At 44.4% G+C, this 19,708-nt stretch carries 16 protein-coding genes, 1 rRNA gene and 1 other annotated feature; of the genes, 8 read left to right on the forward strand and 9 right to left on the reverse strand.

Annotated features, from left to right (window positions below; genetic code table 11):
- The 4 genes from R7P36_RS23085 to rluD all read right to left on the reverse strand — a co-directional run.
- Positions 1 to 67: ribosomal RNA gene (locus R7P36_RS23085) — 16S ribosomal RNA — on the reverse strand; the annotation flags it as partial.
- Positions 68 to 589: 522 nt separating this feature from the next.
- Entirely contained in the window at positions 590 to 3,163 is a 2,574-nt protein-coding gene (gene clpB, locus R7P36_RS23090; protein WP_318099411.1) for an ATP-dependent chaperone ClpB, read from the reverse strand.
- 144 nt (positions 3,164 to 3,307) lie between these two features.
- Complete coding sequence (gene pgeF / locus R7P36_RS23095) at positions 3,308 to 4,036, reverse strand: peptidoglycan editing factor PgeF (RefSeq protein WP_005381874.1); 729 nt, start codon at positions 4,034 to 4,036, stop codon at positions 3,308 to 3,310.
- A gap of 1 nt (position 4,037) precedes the next feature.
- Positions 4,038 to 5,015: a 23S rRNA pseudouridine(1911/1915/1917) synthase RluD gene (gene rluD / locus R7P36_RS23100; RefSeq protein ID WP_005381875.1), complete on the reverse strand. Its 978-nt coding sequence runs from the start codon at positions 5,013 to 5,015 to the stop codon at positions 4,038 to 4,040.
- A 136-nt stretch (positions 5,016 to 5,151) separates the two neighbouring features.
- Between rluD and bamD the strand changes: the two genes are divergently transcribed.
- The 5 genes from bamD (at position 5,152) to yjjX (ending at position 10,141) form a co-directional block, all read left to right on the forward strand.
- Positions 5,152 to 5,880 carry an outer membrane protein assembly factor BamD gene (gene bamD, locus R7P36_RS23105; protein ID WP_005381876.1) on the forward strand — a complete coding sequence of 243 codons (729 nt, stop codon included), beginning with the start codon at positions 5,152 to 5,154 and terminating at the stop codon, positions 5,878 to 5,880.
- A 148-nt stretch (positions 5,881 to 6,028) separates the two neighbouring features.
- Positions 6,029 to 7,510, forward strand: coding sequence for a lytic transglycosylase F (locus tag R7P36_RS23110; protein ID WP_309474286.1), 1,482 nt, complete (start codon positions 6,029 to 6,031; stop codon positions 7,508 to 7,510).
- A 325-nt stretch (positions 7,511 to 7,835) separates the two neighbouring features.
- Positions 7,836 to 8,162: a ribosome hibernation-promoting factor, HPF/YfiA family gene (gene hpf, locus R7P36_RS23115; RefSeq protein WP_005381889.1), complete on the forward strand. Its 327-nt coding sequence runs from the start codon at positions 7,836 to 7,838 to the stop codon at positions 8,160 to 8,162.
- A 108-nt stretch (positions 8,163 to 8,270) separates the two neighbouring features.
- Positions 8,271 to 8,392: a sequence feature (Phe leader region), on the forward strand.
- 12 nt (positions 8,393 to 8,404) lie between these two features.
- A complete protein-coding gene (pheA, locus tag R7P36_RS23120) occupies positions 8,405 to 9,583 on the forward strand; it encodes a prephenate dehydratase (RefSeq protein ID WP_213899739.1) in 1,179 nt (392 codons plus the stop codon).
- Positions 9,584 to 9,607: 24 nt separating this feature from the next.
- Positions 9,608 to 10,141 (forward strand): inosine/xanthosine triphosphatase, encoded by a 534-nt coding sequence (yjjX, locus tag R7P36_RS23125; RefSeq protein ID WP_213899738.1) that lies wholly within the window; start codon positions 9,608 to 9,610, stop codon positions 10,139 to 10,141.
- A gap of 110 nt (positions 10,142 to 10,251) precedes the next feature.
- Here yjjX and trpR read toward each other — a convergent pair whose 3' ends face one another.
- Positions 10,252 to 10,560 (reverse strand): trp operon repressor, encoded by a 309-nt coding sequence (gene trpR / locus R7P36_RS23130; RefSeq protein ID WP_005381892.1) that lies wholly within the window; start codon positions 10,558 to 10,560, stop codon positions 10,252 to 10,254.
- A gap of 13 nt (positions 10,561 to 10,573) precedes the next feature.
- On the reverse strand, positions 10,574 to 12,520 hold the full coding sequence (gene sltY, locus R7P36_RS23135) for a murein transglycosylase (protein ID WP_031779075.1): 1,947 nt from the start codon (positions 12,518 to 12,520) through the stop codon (positions 10,574 to 10,576).
- Between the two features lie 364 nt (positions 12,521 to 12,884).
- Here sltY and ettA point away from each other — a divergent pair, with 364 nt between their 5' ends.
- From ettA to R7P36_RS23150, 3 genes are all read left to right on the forward strand, one after another.
- The gene (gene ettA / locus R7P36_RS23140) at positions 12,885 to 14,552 is read left to right on the forward strand and encodes an energy-dependent translational throttle protein EttA (protein ID WP_005381894.1); all 1,668 of its coding nucleotides are present in this window, start codon (positions 12,885 to 12,887) and stop codon (positions 14,550 to 14,552) included.
- A gap of 230 nt (positions 14,553 to 14,782) precedes the next feature.
- Positions 14,783 to 15,142: a PilZ domain-containing protein gene (locus tag R7P36_RS23145; protein WP_005381897.1), complete on the forward strand. Its 360-nt coding sequence runs from the start codon at positions 14,783 to 14,785 to the stop codon at positions 15,140 to 15,142.
- A gap of 39 nt (positions 15,143 to 15,181) precedes the next feature.
- The gene (locus R7P36_RS23150; protein WP_005381900.1) at positions 15,182 to 16,183 is read left to right on the forward strand and encodes a M23 family metallopeptidase; all 1,002 of its coding nucleotides are present in this window, start codon (positions 15,182 to 15,184) and stop codon (positions 16,181 to 16,183) included.
- Positions 16,184 to 16,260: 77 nt separating this feature from the next.
- Here the strand turns inward: R7P36_RS23150 and tyrA are convergent, their stop codons facing one another.
- The 3 genes from tyrA to nagZ all read right to left on the reverse strand — a co-directional run bounded on the left by tyrA (position 16,261) and on the right by nagZ (position 19,677).
- A complete protein-coding gene (gene tyrA / locus R7P36_RS23155) occupies positions 16,261 to 17,388 on the reverse strand; it encodes a bifunctional chorismate mutase/prephenate dehydrogenase (protein ID WP_213917043.1) in 1,128 nt (375 codons plus the stop codon).
- 21 nt (positions 17,389 to 17,409) lie between these two features.
- A complete protein-coding gene (locus R7P36_RS23160; RefSeq protein ID WP_005381904.1) occupies positions 17,410 to 18,486 on the reverse strand; it encodes a 3-deoxy-7-phosphoheptulonate synthase in 1,077 nt (358 codons plus the stop codon).
- 207 nt (positions 18,487 to 18,693) lie between these two features.
- Positions 18,694 to 19,677 carry a beta-N-acetylhexosaminidase gene (nagZ, locus tag R7P36_RS23165; protein WP_213917042.1) on the reverse strand — a complete coding sequence of 328 codons (984 nt, stop codon included), beginning with the start codon at positions 19,675 to 19,677 and terminating at the stop codon, positions 18,694 to 18,696.
- Positions 19,678 to 19,708 lie beyond the last annotated feature (31 nt).

A 19,708-nucleotide genomic window follows, 5' to 3' on the forward strand; every position in this document is an offset into this window, starting at 1 on the left:
GCTCGACTTGCATGTGTTAGGCCTGCCGCCAGCGTTCAATCTGAGCCATGATCAAACTCTTCAATTTAAGATTTTGTTCGGCTCAATGAATACTGAACATTCCTTTCGCTAATAAATAGCAGAAGTAATGTTTGAATTGACTGTGCTGAATCTTTCGATTCAATGGTCACTTCGTATCATTGAAACCTAATTTGAAGCCTAAGCTTCTAATTGGATTATCATCAACGAGTGCCCACACAGATTGATAGGTCTATATTTTTAAAGAGCACACTTCGAAGTTCTCTTCAAAGTGGACGGCTATTTTAGCTAGATAACTTATCGTGTCAAACACTTTTTTAAGTTATTTATCTGCGAGTTAATTTTAACTCACTAACCGTAGTTGTTTAGGTTCCGCTTCACTTGCTTTCCCGTGACAACGGAGGCGCATTATAGGGAGTTCATTAAAGAACACAAGTGCATTTTTTAAAAAAACTCACCTTTTTAGTTTATTCGTATAGAAAACAGACAAAAGACTCTAAAAAACTATAGAAAAGGGGCCAAACGGCCCCTTTAGTGTGATTTTTATCTCAATTTTACTGTATCCATACAATTATTGATGAGCACAAATTTGGTCATTAGTAACAATTAGCTGCACTGTCTTGTCTGGAACGATTTCACCAGAAAGAATTGATTTGGCTAACGGGTTCTCGACATTCTGCTGAATTGCACGTTTTAAAGGACGCGCACCATACACAGGATCGAAACCAACTTGAGCGATCAAGTCGAGTGCTTTGTCGGAAACTTCTAGTTGATAGCCTTTCTCCTCTAGTCGTTTCGCCAAACGTTCCAATTGAATAGAAGCAATGGACTTAATGTGCTCTTGACCAAGTGGATGGAACACCACGATTTCGTCAACACGGTTCAAGAACTCTGGGCGGAAGTGTTTGCTAACCACATCCATCACTTCACTCTTGATACCTTGATAGTCTAATGTTGCGAAATTCTCTTGGATACGAGATGAACCCAAGTTAGATGTCATGATCACAACCGTATTACGGAAGTCAACAGTACGACCTTGACCATCCGTTAAACGCCCATCATCGAGAACTTGCAGCAGAATGTTAAATACATCCGGATGCGCTTTCTCTACTTCGTCTAACAAAATTACCGAATACGGCTTGCGACGAACCGCTTCAGTTAAGTAACCACCCTCTTCATATCCGACATAGCCTGGAGGCGCACCCACCAATCTTGCCACTGAGTGTTTCTCCATGAACTCAGACATATCGATACGGACCATCGCATCTTCACTGTCGAACATAAAGCTCGCAAGTGTCTTACAAAGCTCTGTTTTACCCACACCAGTTGGACCTAAGAATAAGAAGGAGCCAATTGGTCGGTTTGGATCAGAAAGCCCAGCTCGACTACGACGAATGGCATTCGATACAACAGAGACCGCTTCGCTTTGCCCTACCACACGATTATGCAGCACGTCTTCCATACGAAGTAGTTTCTCTTTTTCCGCTTCTAGCATCTTGGATACCGGAATGCCGGTTTGCTTAGAAAGTACTTCTGCAATCTCGTTGTCGGTTACTTTATTACGCAATAGCGCCATTTCCTGCATTTCAGCTTGGGTTGCAAGATCTAACTGCTTCTCAAGTTCAGGAATACGACCATATTGAAGCTCCGACATACGGTTTAGATCGCCAGCACGGCGAGCAAACTCCATGTCCATACGAGCTTGTTCAAGCTCAGACTTAATATGTTGAGTGCCAGAAAGAGCTGCTTTTTCTGTATTCCAAACCTCTTCTAGTTCAGCGTACTCACGTTCTTTTTCATTGAGTTCTTCATTAAGCGCTTTCAAACGCTTTTCACTCGCTTCATCGTGCTCGTTACTTAGTGCTTGTTGCTCAATTTTGAGTTGGATGATTTTACGCTCAAGCTTATCCAAGGACTCTGGCTTAGAGTCAATTTGTAAACGAATGCTTGAAGCCGCTTCGTCAATCAAGTCAATCGCTTTATCCGGCAACTGACGGTCGGAGACATAGCGATGTGACAAACTCGCCGCAGCAACAATCGCTGGGTCGGTAATTTCGACGTGATGATGAAGCTCATAACGCTCCTTCAAGCCACGTAAAATCGCCACGGTATCCTCAACGGTCGGCTCATCCACCAGCACTTTTTGGAAACGACGTTCTAATGCTGCATCTTTTTCGATGTACTGACGATATTCATCCAATGTTGTTGCGCCAACACAGTGCAGCTCACCACGAGCTAATGCCGGTTTTAGCATGTTGCCCGCATCCATTGAGCCTTCACCTTTACCAGCACCGACCATAGTGTGTAGTTCATCAATGAAGAGGATGACGTTGCCTTCTTCTTTAGCAAGTTCATTCAATACTGATTTTAAACGCTCTTCAAATTCCCCACGGTATTTCGCGCCAGCAACCAGTGCGCCCATATCCAGTGATAGCACACGGCGACCACGCAGACCTTCAGGTACTTCATTGTTAACTATGCGCTGCGCTAAGCCTTCAACAATTGCTGTCTTACCTACGCCTGGTTCACCGATAATCACAGGGTTGTTTTTAGTACGACGCTGCAATACCTGGATAGTACGACGGATTTCATCATCACGGCCGATAACCGGATCCAATTTACCTTGCTCTGCACGTTCGGTAAGGTCTATGGTGAACTTTTCCAATGCTTGACGAAGCTCTTCTGCATTCGGATCATTGACCTTTTGACCACCTCTGATCTTTTCGATTGCCTGGCTGACTTTTTGCTCTGTTAAGCCGATCTCTTTGAGCAATTGCCCCAATGGTCCGCGATCTTCTAAAGCGGCAAGCAGGAAGACTTCAGACGAGATATAGGAGTCTTGACGCTTTTGCGCCACTTTGTCACACAGGTTAAACAATGTGCCCATCGAGCTAGAGAGCTGAACATCCCCACCGATGCCACTGACTTTTGGTAATCGATCTAACATTTCACTCAATTTAGAGCGTAAATGCGTTACGTCCACATCCAGCATAGTAAGCAATGGACGAATTGGACTGCCATTTTGATCAAGCAAAGCCACCATGAGGTGAACTGGCTCGATATATTGATGATCGCGCCCTAACGCTAGTGATTGAGCATCAGAGATAGCGATTTGAAACTTACTTGTGAATCGATCAAGACGCATATCTACCTTCCTAACCTCAACTAAAGGAAATTCTTTTGACAGTTAGAAAGATGGATACTCGGGTGGGGAATTTCAAGGGAGTGAATGAATAAAGATAGCTTTGCAAAAATAGTAGTATGCATCTTAGCACTTTGGTGCTTATAGCTAGTCTTCGATCCAAATAAAGGTTGCTTGTCGACCAGTCTTACCATCACGGCGATAAGAGTAAAAAGAGGCTTTATCTTGGTAAGTACAAAGTCCAGAATCAAACACTTGTGTCACACCAGCCCGGTTTAGACGTTGCGTTGCCAGCACCGACATGTCAGCAAACCATTTACCGTCGATATCGCGTGGAGCAAATGCTTGATTCGCCTGTGAATCAAAATCAACAAAAGCTTGCAGAACATCTTCACCCACTTCGAAGGCTTGAGGGCCAATGGCGGGGCCAAGCCACGCTATCACTTCACCAGAAAACAACGCTAACGCATTTTCGACAATGCCATTTGCTAAGCCGCGCCAACCTGCGTGAACAGCGGCTACTTGCGTACCTTGTGTATTAGTCAATAATACAGGTAAACAATCGGCGGTCATCGCTGAACAAACAACATGGCTTGAAGAAGTAAATACACCATCCGCATCAAGCACCTGTGTTGTTGGTTCATTTGCTTGAGCCACAACGGTTGAATGCGTTTGGTTTAACCAGATTGGCGCATTTGGCATGCTTGCCTGTTGCGCCAACCAAGCTCGGTTCTTCTCTACTAAAGACAAATCATCCCCAACGTGAGTACCTAAATTTAGCCCTTGGTAAGGGCCTGTCGAAAATCCGCCTATGCGTGTTGAGGCGAAAGCTTTGACATTTTTAGGCGCTGGCCAGTTCGGAATGATCGTCTTCATATTAGAATTCTTCCGGTAAGCCGTGCTCTTCTGTATCTTGACGAAGCGCTTCAGTCATCACAACCATGTCATCAGGCACTGGAGCATGAAACTCAAGAACTTCGCCCGTAATTGGGTGCTCAAAGCGCAGCATTACTGCGTGCAATGCTTGGCGATCGAAGCCCCGGATCATTGCCGTTAGCTCTTCAGACGCACCTGTCGGGATGCGAGCACGTCCACCATATGCAATATCACCGAGCAGCGGATGCTGAAGATAAGACATGTGCACACGAATCTGGTGCGTACGACCCGTTTCTAGACGCAAACGAATACGCGTGTGTTCGCGGAAGCGTTCAGCAACACGGTAGTGCGTTACTGCTGGTTTGCCCATTGGTGCCACCGCCATAAGCGTGCGCTTAGTAGAGTGACGACCAATAGGTTGATCCACTTTACCGCCCGCAGTCATACGACCAATAGCGATCGCTTCGTACTCACGAGTAATATTACGTTTTTGCAGTGCGCGAACCAGACGAGTTTGTGCAGGAACGGTTTTCGCCACCACCATCAAACCCGTTGTGTCTTTATCCAAACGGTGCACGATACCTGCACGAGGTACTTCTGCAATATCAGGGTAATGATGCAACAACGCATTAAGTACAGTGCCATCAGGCGTACCAGCGCCCGGATGAACCACAAAGTCACGAGGTTTGTTGATAACGATAATATCTTCATCTTCATAGACAATATCTAGCGGGATATCTTGCGCTTCCCAGCGTTCTTCATCTTCTAACTCGGCTTGCAATGTAATTTCCTCGCCACCCATTACTTTGGTACGAGGTTTAGTGACAACTTCACCATCAACTTGAACTTTCCCATCAAGCAGCCACTCTTTTAGGCGCGAGCGAGAGAAGTCCGCGAATAATTCGGCGATAGCTTGGTCTAAACGTTGACCTAACTGGCTATCTTTTACGGTATTTGTTAATACAATCTGCTGAGCCATATCGAACTTTTTTAAAAACTGTGAGACTAATGCTCACGACTGTGAAAAAATAGACTATTACGTCATTGTATCTGTTACTGGAAAGAAAGTAACGGCAGCTTAAGAAATATTTAGATTCAAGGAACAGACTCCTGATATGAAACGTCAGACTTTAACAGGCCTTTTAGCGGTATCCCTTCTGTTTGGATGTGCAAGCAAAGAAGAAATCGTTCCTGATGTGCCGCCTTCGGAACTGTATGCAGACGCACAGATTTCTCTTCAAAGTGGTAATTGGCTTTCTGCAATTGAGAAACTGGAAGCATTAGACTCACGTTACCCATTCGGTGCCTACTCAGAACAGGTGCAGCTTGACCTAATCTATGCGTACTACAAAAACGACGACCTTGCTTTGGGCTTGGCAACCATTTCTCGCTTTATGCGTTTAAACCCAACCCATGAAAAGATGGACTGGGTGCTGTACATGCGAGGTCTAAGCCATATGGCGCAAGATCGTAACTTTATGCATGATTTATTCAGCGTAGATCGAAGCGATCGCGATCCTGAACCGGTAAAAAAAGCGTTTGATGACTTCAAAAAACTACTTCAACGCTACCCGAATAGCCCATATGCAGAAGATTCACAAAAACGTATGGTTGCGCTGAAAAACCGTCTAGCGAACTATGATTTAGCGACTGCTGACTTCTACCTTCGCCGCGAAGCTTGGGTCGCTGCTATTAATCGCAGCCAAGAGCTACAAAAAGCGTATCCAGACACAGAAGCTGCACGTAAGTCACTGACTATCCAGCTAGAGGCCTACAAGCAACTTGGTTTGGAAGACGCCGTAGCAAGAACTGAAAAGCTTATAGAGCTCAACCCTGTGAAGTAATTGAACTTGCTTTAAACTGAACCGCCACCGTTTTTACCGTGGCGGTTTTTTATTACTCTCAATAGTGTATTCAGCCCTTTCTTGATGATCTTCCTAGCTCCACATATGCTTAAAGTTCTCCTCCCCCCTTTATAAAAAGGATGTGAACGTGACGATATCTAAGCTTTGCGCAGTTATGCTGCTCCTCTTGTCTGCTTCCGTTTGCGCACTGCAAATCTCGCCGCTCAAACAGCCTCCTTATACCGGAGACCTCGATGTCATCAAGGAGAAGAATGTACTGCGCGTCTTAGTTTCTGCTGATTTAGGCTTTTACTACATTGAGGGCGGCACACCAAAAGGCATAGGCGCGGAATTGCTGGCGCATTTCGAAAAAGACCTTCGTAAACTCAAACCAAAGCTTAACGTACAAATTATTCCTGTTGCCCGCGACCAGCTACTGCCAGCCTTAGAAAACGGTTCAGGTGACTTAGCTGTCGCCAATCTGACTATTACCGACACGCGCAAACAGAAAGTGGAGTTCAGTTCACCCATCCTCACTGGTATTCAAGAGTGGGTAGTGACAAACAAAAGCACACCAGCGATGACGAAAATCGAACAATTGAGCGGCAAAGAGATTTGGGTGCGCGCCAGTTCTAGCTACTTTGAAAGCATTCAGACACTAAATAAGAAACTAAACAAAAAAGGCTTACCGCCTGTTATCGTGCACTTTATTGAAGAAACACTTCAAGATTATGAGCTGGTCGGAATGCTCAACAATGGTTACGTCAAAGCCATTGTTCTCGATAGCCATAAAGCCAAGCTTTGGCTGAAAGTGATGGATGATATTCGGGTTCACAAAAAAATCCCTATCCGCAAAAATGGCAAAATTGCTTGGGCAATGCGAGAAAATAGTCCCAAATTAAAAGCCGTCGTGAATAAGTTCATCCAGAAGTCTCGCTCTGGGACACTACTCGGTAACGTTATTTACGGTAAATACATCGATAACACGGGATGGTTGAACAGAGCTCTTAACCCTAAGAAAATTGCTCAACTAGAAAAACTCGCAGCGCTATTTTCACGCTATGGTGAGAAATACGATATCGACTATTTACTGATCGCTGCAATCGCTTACAAGGAATCAGGATTTAATAACGACCTAGTTGGAAGCCGAGGTGCCGTTGGCATAATGCAAGTCCTACCCAGCACCGCTCAAGATCCGAATATCAATATCAAAAATGTTCGACAATTAGAAAACAACATTCATGCTGGAGTGAAATACTTAGCTTTTTTGCGTAAGCAGTACTTCAGTGATCCTGATATTACTGCACAAAATAAACTCTACTTTACATTGGCGGCTTACAATGCGGGCCCCGGCAATGTAGAGCGTATTCGTAAGCGTGCAGCCCAACAAGGTTACGATCCTAATGTTTGGTTTAATAACGTGGAAGTCGTTATGCGGAAAAGTTTAAGCTCAACGGTTGGGTACGTCACAAGCATTAATCGCTACTACATAATATACAAACAACTAGAAAGTTTGGACCAAGTCAAAAGTCTAGAAAGGGTTTCACTAGCCCCAAAAGACCCCATTTTCATGATACCGCTACGAAAAGTCAGCCAAATGCCAGACAGTAAAAAGCCGCTTGTACAGTAAGCGGCTTTTTAAATGGATTCATTGGAAAGACTCAGTGATCGTCATCACACCTTACGTGTAGTTAAATTTTAACCACCTCAAATATTAGGCCGTAAAACTTCCCTAAAAACGAGGCCGTTTTCAGCTGAGTACTCTATCCAATCTACGGATTTACTAACCGATAACAAGCAATTTCACGATAAATCTCAGAAGTTCTTGAGTGAGATCACATTCATTTTTCATCATAAAAAACCCGAGCAAAATAATGATCTGAATCACATTTTTTTATGCTTAAAGCGGTAATCTGAACTCAACCCATGAGGGATGCAACAGAGGAAAAACACTTATGACAATGAATATCACTGGCAAAAACATCGAAATCACCTCTGCAATCCGAGCTCATATTGAGAGCAAATTTAAAAAACTGGAGAAATGGCAAGTAGACCTAATTGGTTGCCAAGCAACTTTCAGTGAGGAACCAAACAAACAGAAGAAATTCGAAGCGGTTATCAAAGTTCCTAAAGGCCAGCTCATTGCCTCAGCAACTCACGAAGATCTTTACGCAGCTATCAACGAAGTGGAGCAAAAACTAGAACGACAATTGAACAAGCTGACCCACAAACCTGAAGCTCGACGTGCAAGTAAGCCTGAGCTAGTGGAAGAAGAAGAGTAAACTGAACAGATTGAGGAAATAGCGCCGAAAGGCGCTATTTTTTTGCTTGACGCTCTCCCCAGCCTTGCTTATTGTGTTTAAACACTCATAAATTAAGCACTATTTATGCATTTAACCTCACTGTTTATTTTTGACTTCTTTTTCCTCCCATAGTTGGAGGGGCGAACTCGTTTGTGAAAGAAAAGTCAAAAACAAACAGAAAGCCTCCCAAATCGGGAGGCTTTTTTATAAGGAAAGAATTGATGACTGACCAACCTATTTCCCTCGAAGAAATTCGTTTACGCTTGAATGAGTTGGATGACCAACTTCTCAGCTTATTGTCTGAGCGCCGTAAACTCAGCATTGAAGTAGCCAAAAGCAAAGTACAAACCTCAAAGCCTGTTCGCGACGCCGTCCGTGAACAGCAATTATTGGTCAAGCTGATTTCTAATGGCCAAGATAAATACGAACTTGACGCGCAGTACATCACCAAACTTTTCCATACCATCATTGAAGACTCAGTTCTGCTTCAACAAAGTTATCTGCAAAATCTCGTTAACCCACAGCAAAGCCGTAAGCCACTTGCTCGCGTCGCATTTTTAGGAGCCAAAGGCTCTTATTCGCACTTGGCAAGTCGCGAATACTTCAGTCGTAAAAATACGGAGCTTATCGAGCTCAACTGCGAGCACTTTAAAGAAGTGACTCAAACGGTTGAATCTGGCCATGCTGATTATGGCGTTCTGCCAATCGAAAACACCAGCTCAGGCTCTATTAATGAAGTGTATGACTTACTACAACACACGACGCTTTACATCGTTGGAGAGCTAACTCAACCAATCGAACACTGCTTGGTTGCGAAAAAAGACATTCGTCTGGAAGATATTAAAACGCTGTATTCTCACCCTCAGCCACACCAACAGTGCAGTGAGTTTTTAAGCCGTATGAAAGGGGTAAAGCTGGAATCCTGCGCGAGCACAGCAGATGCAATGCAGAAAGTCCAAGAGATGGATCGTGATGATGTGGCTGCAATTGGTAATGCATCAAGCGGTAAGCTATATGGCTTGCAAGCAATTCAAGGCAACATCGCAAACCAAACCGAAAACCATACTCGCTTTATCGTGGTTGCTCGTAAACCGGTTGAAGTTTCTACTCAGATTCCAGCAAAAACCACATTGATCATGTCGACCTCCCAAGAGGCAGGCTCATTGGTTGAAACACTATTAGTGCTGCAACGTTACGGCATCAATATGACCAAGCTGGAATCACGCCCAATTATGGGGAACCCGTGGGAAGAGATGTTCTACGTAGACTTGACATCACATCTTGCTTCGACAGAAATGCAACAGGCACTTGAAGAGCTAACAAAAATCACTAAGTACTTGAAAGTATTAGGCTGTTACCCGAGTGAGAACGTAAAGCCTACGCAAGTAAAATTGAGTTAATAGACACCAGTGAGTAAAAAGATCATGGCAACCCAAAAAGTCGTAATCGCATCGCTAAACCCAGCCAAAATTAATGCAGTTCAAAGTGCATTTCGTAATGCATTTCCGCATCAAGAGTTCAACTTCGTTGGCATCAGTGTACCGAGTGAGGTCGCAGATCAGCCCATGACGAATGAAGAAACTCATCGTGGTGCGCTAAACCGCGTTAAAAACGCAAAAGTAGAGATGCCAAACGCGGATTACTATGTCGGTCTCGAAGCGGGAATTGAAGCAAACGTGACGTTTGCTTGGATGGTGATTGAGTCAGAGACTCACCGCGGTGAATCTCGTTCTGCAAGCTTAATGTTGCCGCCAAAAGTCTTGGAAAAACTCAAGGATGCGAATGAGTTGGGAGATGTAATGGACGAAGTGTTTGGTACTGATAATATCAAACAGAAAGGTGGCGCTATTAGCCTGCTAACCCAAAACCAGCTAACTCGAAGCTCGGTCTATCACCAAGCCTTGATTCTGGCTTTAATTCCATTCACAAACCCTGAGCATTTTCCTTCAAATTTATAACACTCAGCCTAGTCTCTAGATACGCAAAAGGGCGGATATTTCCGCCCTTTGTAATACGTTATCTTAGTCACTTGTAACACCAAGGCCTAAAAGCAAATTGGATATACTGTCTACTTAGATACCGCAACTTGTTCTAACAAGACTTTCAACTTGTCTTTTTCTTCATCAGATTTCGACTTTAGTTCGTTAGAGCCACGAGTAATGGTGGCAATGCCCACACCAAGCATCTGACTGATCTGACGTTGAGATAATTCTCCTTTAAGAAGTTCGTTAATTATATTAACGCGTGATATTAATGACTCTCTCTCATCACGTGACATCAGCATAGTTAACAGCATGTCATCTTGCTGGGTGCCCATACTTGTTCGAATTAGCTCAATAATCTGTTGCCAGTCTTTGTACTCGGGTTCGTGCGACATCAAGTTACCTCACTCAATACTTGGTATTGATCTCATGTTGATTCAAGAACGCGCCATCGATACCCAAAAGATCACGATAGTATGTTTCAAACATCAAGATGTTTTGTACATAACCGCGCGTCTCTTTAAATGGAATTGCCTCAATAAAGGCATAAGCATCCACTTTTCCTTGGGTACGCTCTCGCCACGTTTTTACTCTGTTAGGACCTGCATTATAAGCAGCAAGAGCAAAAATACGATTATTATCGTAATCCTCTAATAAACCTTGCAAATAATGGCTACCAATTTCGATATTTTTTCCTACATTGTAGAGATCCTGCGTACCTTGATAACTCAACTTATATTTACGTGCCGTGTACTTCGCCGTCGCAGGCATGATCTGCATAAGACCACGAGCGCCAACTGGAGAGCGGGCTTCAACATCTAACGCACTTTCCTGTCGAGCGAGAGACATCATCGTGACGGGATCAATGTTGTGCTTTTTCGCATAAAAGTTAAACCACCAGCGGTGTGCTATTGGGAACCTAAGTTCGATATTATCCCACATCTGCGCTTGAATACTCGCGGTCACCGTTAGGTGATGCCAACGTTTAAATGATGCATAAGCCGCCAACATCGCCTTTTCATCTTTCCCTACGCGGCGCAGTAAGTGTGCCCATTCACTCTTCGCTGCTGCGATTTTATCCGTCGCGATCAACTCTTCGATACGAGCTAACGAGTCTTGATAGGGTTGAACAACTTTCTTATCCAACTTAACCGTATGCGTTGGGTATTTGATTGATTGTCCGATTGCATTGGCGGCAGCCACACTGTAGAAGTTTCGTTGCCCAAGCAGAGTTGCTAAACGCTGTTTCCCCGCGATGTCATCACCTAACGCTATTTCACTTCTTCCAAGCCAATATTGCCAGCGTAGCGTGGCTTGTTCTTCTTTATTTAGAACAGCAATCCACTCTTGTACGCCTTTCCAATCTGCATTTTGAATCGCTAAGCGGATGCGCGTTTCAATCAACGGTAAGTACTGACTGGTTTTCGTTTTATCATCGCGCCATTTAGCTAATGACTCAGACTCCGTACGAGTCAATCGAAATGCAATATAGTCGGCAAGTTCTTGCGCTTTTTCTGGAGAAAACTTCTGTCCTTTAATGACGGCATCGTACGCACCTTGTGCTTGGCTAGTGTTCATACGAGCCAACTTTTCTAACGCATATTCACTTTGCGCTCGATTAAAATCATTCGCAGGTTTTTTCTTCGCGAATTCCGCAACACTTGCAGGATTATCAAACAACGCTTTCATTTCTTTGGCTTGTTGCTTTGCCTGCGCTGATTTAGGCAGTTTGAGCAAGTAACTCATCAAACCGCCATTACGAGCATCAAACGCCAGTAACATACGCTGTAGAATCAGTTCATCGGTACGCTCACCCGCCTTGTCCCATGCTGCAAATAATGGGTCACACTCATCAGCAATGCTGATGCCACGTAACCACATATGTTCAGCCCCTTTAAACGCCGCGACTTTCTTGCCTTGCTTTAACTGAGCGACGTAGAAAATACATTGGTAACGCTCACCACTAGGAATGACTTTTTGAAACTCAGTAATGGTTTTCCAATCTTTTTGCTTATAAAGATGATTGAGGTATGGAGCGCGAACTCGACGAGAAAATGGAAAAGACTCGTGCTCAGAAATAAACTCGTTTACCTGTTGTGGTGACTTTTCCGGTAACTGTCTAATAAAAGTGCGGTAATCCACATAAGGCGTTAGTGGATAGTCAGAAATTTTAGGACGAATCGAAAGGTATCCATCGATGTCATTTTTATCTAATAAATCTTGAGCTTGCTCATATACTTCGCGCTGCTTTTCCAAACTCAGCGCGGCATTAGCACTCAAACTCATAGCACACAACGCGGCGGCGCAGCATACGTTTTTAGCCAATTCAGATACGTTGAATCTCATTTGTGTCATTTTCCCCAGACATATACTGCCCTAAAGCCTAGTTTTGTTAGAGTTCATGTGATGTTAAGGCAATTTTCACACATGCATCTATTTACACAGAATGCAGATGTCCATGTAAAGCAACTTAGTGTATTAAAAATTGTACTCGTCAAACTTTTAAGACGATGGAGACAAAGCGTTTCTAACTCGCATAGAAAACACTTCGTCATTCTTAACGAATAACAAAAGTGTATACCCTAACCGTGTAAGTTTCCGGTCAGCTCAAAATAAGAAATCCATTCGTTAGGGAAATTCTTGCAATGCGGTAACAAAAACAAAGCACTTGGTATAAAATGATGGGTTTGAATGACAGTTAATTTAGGAACGATCGGCAATGGCTGAATACGTATATACCATGTCGCGGGTGAGCAAAATTGTGCCACCTAAGCGTCAAATTCTTAAAGACATCTCTCTGAGCTTCTTCCCTGGTGCGAAAATCGGTGTTTTAGGTCTGAACGGTGCAGGTAAATCCACACTGCTACGTATCATGGCAGGTATCGACACGGATATCGACGGTGAAGCGCGTCCACAACCTGGTCTAAACGTAGGTTACCTACCTCAGGAACCAGTATTAGACGAATCAAAAACCGTTCGTGAAGTTGTTGAAGAAGCGGTTGCTGACGTTGCTGACGCTCTGAAACGTTTGGACGCAGTCTACGCAGCATACGCTGAACCAGATGCAGACTTCGACGCACTTGCAAAAGAGCAAGGCGAGCTAGAAGCCCTTATCCAAGCGAAAGATGGTCACAACCTAGAAAATGCGCTTGAGCGTGCAGCAAACGCACTACGTTTACCTGAATGGGACCAAAAAATTGCGCACCTATCAGGTGGTGAACGCCGCCGTGTGGCTATTTGTCGCTTGCTACTTTCTAAGCCAGACATGCTATTGCTTGATGAACCTACCAACCACCTAGATGCAGAATCAGTGGCTTGGCTAGAGCGCTTCTTAGTGGATTACACAGGTACCGTAGTAGCCATCACCCACGACCGTTACTTCCTAGATAACGCTGCGGGCTGGATCTTAGAACTGGACCGTGGTGAAGGTATCCCATGGGAAGGCAACTACACCTCATGGCTGGAGCAAAAAGACGCTCGTCTACAACAAGAAGCCTCCCAAGAGAGTGCTCGCCAAAAGACTATCGAGAAAGAGCTTGAGTGGGTACGTAAAAACCCTAAAGGTCGTCAAGCGAAGTCAAAAGCACGTATGGCTCGCTTTGAAGAACTGCAAAGCTCTGATCACCAAAAACGTAATGAAACCAATGAACTGTTTATCCCACCAGGTGAGCGTCTAGGTGATAAGGTTATTGAAGTGAAGAACCTGACCAAGTCATTTGACGGTCGTGTTCTGATTGATGACCTGTCATTCAGCATCCCTAAAGGTGCAATTGTTGGTATCATCGGTGCTAACGGCGCAGGTAAATCGACGCTATTCAAGATGTTAAGTGGTACTGAACAACCAGACTCGGGCACAATTGAGATGGGCGATACAGTAAAACTGGCATCGGTCGATCAGTTCCGTGACAGCATGGACGATTCTAAAACCGTATTCCAAGAGATCTCTGAAGGTGCTGATATCATTAAGATCAACAACTTCGAAATCCCAGCTCGCGCATACTGTTCACGCTTTAACTTTAAAGGCAGTGACCAACAAAAGATTATTGGTGAACTATCGGGTGGTGAGCGTAACCGTGTCCACCTTGCGAAGCTTCTTAAAGCGGGCGGTAACGTGTTGCTACTCGACGAACCAACCAACGACCTTGACGTTGAAACACTGCGTGCTCTAGAAGAAGCATTACTAGAGTTCCCTGGTTGTGCAATGGTTATCTCGCACGACCGTTGGTTCCTTGACCGTATCGCGACTCACATCATTGACTACCGTGACGAAGGCCAAGTTAACTTCTACGAAGGTAACTACACAGAGTACATGGATTGGTTGAAGAAAACATTGGGTCCTGAAGCCGCAGAACCACACCGTATCAAATACAAGCGTATTGCAAAGTAATCGCAACCCACAAAGTTTGATTGTAATTTGTACAAAGGCCGCTATCATAGCGGCCTTTGTTTTCTTTGTTATAAAAAGAGCTCATTAGCCCGTCTCGTTCGTTAAGAACATGACATAGCACTTACGTCACTCTGTAGCGACCTCGACACTTTTCAAACAACAATCGAACATTTTTTGTTCGTATTGATATACTATTCAATTCTGTTTGACGACCTGACGAGAATATTCATATGACAGAGAGACGACGCTTTTCACGTATTCTCCATCAAGCTCCAGCTAAGATAGAACAACGTGACTTGGCAATTGAAGCTAGGATTCAAGATCTTTCCTTGCATGGTTTACTCATGAAAGTGGAAGAGACTGAGGCTTTGGATCCAACCCTTCCAGTCCATGTGACTTTTTCATTTGATCAATCCGAACAAGTGATTACGTTAAAAGCGCAAATTGTGAATGTCTCTAAGTGTGAGATTAGGTTGAAGATCGCTAAGATAGATATCGAAAGCATTAGCCAACTAAAACGATTTATAGAATTGAATGTAGGCAATAACGACCTTCTGAATCGAGAGTTAGAGCACCTCTCTGGTTTTTAGGAGAAAAATAAATGAACGCCTATTTAAGTAACAATAACTATGTCTAAAAAAATCATCATGCAGATCCCGACGAAAGACGGCGATCAGCAGTTCTATTTGGGCCGCAGTTCGGTCCTAGCAGTATTTGCTTCAGTATTGGCATTACCTGCCGTCGTTGGTGGCGCGTGGTACCTTAATCAGCAGCAGATGCACAATAAAGACGAACTAACACAAATCATCGCCAAACTGGAAAGTGAAAAGGCCGAAGTGACGGCTCTTTACGAAGAACAGCTTGATACCAATCATTCGCTTTCCCAGTCTTTGACGGACAAAAACAATCAAATTCAGCTATTGGGCAAACGGGTATTCGACGTTGAATCGGTTTTAGGTCTCGCAGACGAAGAGTTGATGATCGATGAGAACAGCATGGGGTTAGAGGAGCGAATTGACGCAGCCGCTATCGATTCTGCTGTTCGCGCGACGATGTTCCGTTTGATACCAAATGACAGTCCAGTCACATACCAACGTATTTCTTCTTCTTACGGCAGTCGTATTAATCCGATTTCAGGTAAGAGGCATGTTCATACTGGTATCGATCTGACTTGTAAAAGAGGAGAAGAGATCCTGGCACCGGCTGACGGTGTGGTGGAAACCGTTCGCCCGAGCAATCGTGGTTATGGTAACTATGTCACCATTCGTCACTCATTTGGCTTTATGAGCTCCTTTGCTCATCTACAACGCTTCAAAGTGAAAAGCGGTCAGTTTGTTAGTAAAGGCGACATCATTGCTCAATGCGGTAACTCTGGCAACTCCACAGGGCCACACTTGCACTATGAAGTACGCTTCCTCGGACGAGCACTCAACCCTCAATACTTAATGGAGTGGACGCCAGAAAACTTCAATGACGTCTTTGAAAAAGAGAAAAAAGTGAAATGGGGACCTTTGGTTCAATTGATTGATAACGTTGTACGCCTACAAGTCAATTTAACCAATTCACCCTATCGCGATACCAGTATCAACACAGTATCAAGTGAAGATACGAGTAATACTGCGACGAACTGATTTGTCCATCAACACGAAAAAGAGCAGCTTACGCTGCTCTTTTTGTTTCGGACTCTGCACGGCTAAATGACCCGTGATTAGCCGCGATGAATATTATCATTCGCCTGTTTGAGTAAGTTTTGGCTCTCATTCATAAATTGTTGAGAATAAGTACCAAACCAATCACTCACCTGCTTAAAGCTTTCGATGAATCGCGCTTTGTCTCTGCTATCCAGAATCGCTACCGCATCACCTAAACGCTGATGGAATCGCTTGATCATATCGATATTCTCTTGAGAAGAGAAAATGATATCACCGTACAAGTTCGGATCCTGACCAAACAGTCGTCCCACCATCGCCAATTCAAGGCGGTAGATTGGCGAGCTTAACTTCAACAACTGATCGATGTTCGGATTCTCTTTGCTAAGGTGCATACCGTAAGCAAACGACGTGAAGTGGCGCAGCGCCTGAATCAACGTCATGCCATGATCGTGCTCTTGTGCATCGATTTGGCACAAGCTTGCGCCCCAAATCCCAAACTGTTGCAATAGCCATTGGTAATGCTCGTGACCACGGCCATCACAGTACACAATAACCTGCTTGGCAAGGCTCGGAACATCTGGGCCAAACATTGGGTGCAAACCAACCACAGGACCTTGGTGCACATTCAACATTGCTTGCAGAGGCTTCGACTTGATAGAAGTCAGGTCACACAGAATGCAGTCTTGCGGCAAGTTCCCCAGTTTTTCGATCACCCCTTCCGTTAGATGAATCGGCACCGTGACCACGACTAAACCCGCGTTGTCTAGAATCTCATCCGCATGAGCCCAGTCTTTACTGCCGAGAACTTTGACCTGGTAGCCCGACAATTTGAACATACGCCCAAACAGGCCACCCAATTGACCATTACCACCAATAATAACAACTGAGCGTAAATCAGGGTTCAAACACTTAAAACCGGAATCTTTCTCGCTGGCATAAGACTCACGCATTGTTCGACGCAGAATATCTTCAATAAGCTGTGGAGGAATTCCCATTTTTTCAGCTTCAGCGCGACGAGAAGCTAACATCGCCGCTTCGCGGTCTGGAGCATAAATTGGCAAACCATGTTCGCTTTTTACTTCCCCAACTTTCTCTACGAGCGCTAAACGCTGAGCCAATAGCTCCAACATTTGCTTGTCGACTGCATCAATCTGATCGCGTAATGCGTTAAGTTCAACTGCCATTGATGTTCCTTAAATCCTGTATTAATTAGCCTTTAGACGATTTTCTAAGAAAGGCACTAGCTCTTCATGTGCATGACGTAATAGTGCCTCAGTTGAATCCCAATTGATACATGCGTCAGTGATAGATACACCGTATTTCATCTCTTCAAGAGCTAAGTCAGAAGATTGATTTCCTTCATTGATATGGCTTTCAATCATAAGACCGATAATAGATTTATTGCCTTCACGGATTTGATGAATCACATCCTCCGCGACTAATGGCTGGCGACGGTAATCTTTACGTGAGTTGGCGTGACTGCAATCCACCATTAATGAAGCATCAAGACCAGATTTTGCCATCTCTTGCTCACACTCAGTGACTGATACCGAATCGTAGTTAGTTTGCTTGCCGCCACGTAAGATCACATGTCCATTAGCATTGCCCTGGGTGGTTAACAGTGCGACTTGTCCCTCACGATTAATTCCCATAAAACGGTGGCTAGAGGACGCAGCTTGCATCGCGTTAATTGCGGTTGCCAAACTGCCATCCGTGCCATTCTTAAAACCGATTGGCATAGACAGACCGCTTGCCATTTCACGGTGAGTTTGTGACTCCGTCGTACGTGCGCCGATGGCTGCCCAGCTAAAAGTATCCGCCAAGTATTGTGGGCTAATTGGGTCTAGAGCCTCAGTCGCGAGCGGGATTTCCATCTCTGCCAACTCCACCAGAAGTTCGCGTCCAACATGCAGACCGTGTTCAATATCGAAACTGCCGTCTAGATGTGGGTCATTGATCAGGCCTTTCCAGCCGACCGTGGTGCGCGGCTTCTCAAAGTAAACACGCATAACAATATACAGTTGGTCACTTAGTTGTTCAGAGAGTGCTTTAAGGCGCTTTGCGTAATCCTTCGCCGCTTCTACGTCGTGGATAGAACATGGACCGCATACAACAAGCAGGCGGTGATCCTTCTTGTGAATAATATTAGCGATAGTTTGACGAGACTCTTGAATAAAGCGACGTGCTTTTTCACTCAAAGGAAGCTTGGTTTTTAGTTCCTCCGGAGTAATAAGAACCTGTTCTTCGATAATATTAATATTGCTCAACTCACTTTTCTGCATAACTCTAACCTGTATATTTATTTTTACACCCAACCAAACCCTTGGTGAGACAACTAAGCTTTAACGACAAGATAACAGGCTAAAAAAGAAAAACAAGCGTACAGAATAAAAAACATTTAGTGTAAAATTTAATTTACAGCCAAATAAAAAGCCAAAGTATAATTAACTTTGGCTTCTCATCGCTGTTTTGAATCTTTTACAAGAGGTTTAGCTAGTCAAGCGTTTCATCGCTTTACTCGCCGCTTTCCACTCTTGAGATAGCTTAAGTTCGCTTGGAGAAAATGACTGTTTTTTCAGTAATCCATCCGCGAGTGGCACGGTTGAAACCGGTAAGTTGTCTAATACCTCAACGTGCGCTTCTCGTTTATTACACATTAACAACATATCGCAACCAGCTCTCAATGCTTGAGCACCTCGCTCGGCTGGGCTGCCCATAATCGCAGCGCCTTCCATAGTCAAATCATCCGAAAAAACCAAACCTTTAAAACCCAATTGCTGACGCAGGACCTGTTTTAACCAGTATTCAGAACCGCTGGCTGGTTGAGCATCATAATGTGGGAAAATCACGTGAGCAGGCATCATGGCATCTAAAATACCGGCATCAATTTGCGCTTTGAAGATCGCCATATCTTGTTCAAAAATATCACTGCGCTCGTCGTATGGTGTTTCTAGATGTGAGTCTGCAATCACGCCACCATGTCCAGGGAAGTGCTTGCCTGTCGTTGCCATGCCAACACTCTTCATTCCCTGCATATATGCAGTGCTATAGCGAAGAATGGTGTCGGCATCTTCACCGAATGCGCGGTTACCGATCGCTTTACATTGATGGCCTTGGTCAAGTACCGGGGCAAAGCTTAAATCAATATCATGGGCAATCAGCTCTGCTGCCATTAACCAACCGCCCATACGAGCAAGCTCTTCACCATTTTGATGTTTAGCGTACTCATCAGCAGCAGGAATTAATGAGAAACCTTCACGAAAGCGCTGCACTCGGCCGCCTTCTTGATCCACACCGATCAAAAACGGGCGCTTAGCCGCCTTTCGGATGGATTGAGTAAGTGCTTGAAGCTGTTCGCTATCATGATAGTTGCGAGCAAATAGAATTAAGCCACCAACCGTAGGATGCTCCAAGATTTCTTTGTCTTCAGCGGTCAGTTCATACCCCGCAACGTCAACCCATAACGGTCCCATGTTTTCTCCTCAAAATCGGCTGAATATCTCG

The sequence above is a fragment of the Vibrio sp. 397 genome, from assembly GCF_033339395.1.
In the GTDB taxonomy this organism is placed as follows: domain Bacteria; phylum Pseudomonadota; class Gammaproteobacteria; order Enterobacterales; family Vibrionaceae; genus Vibrio; species Vibrio alginolyticus.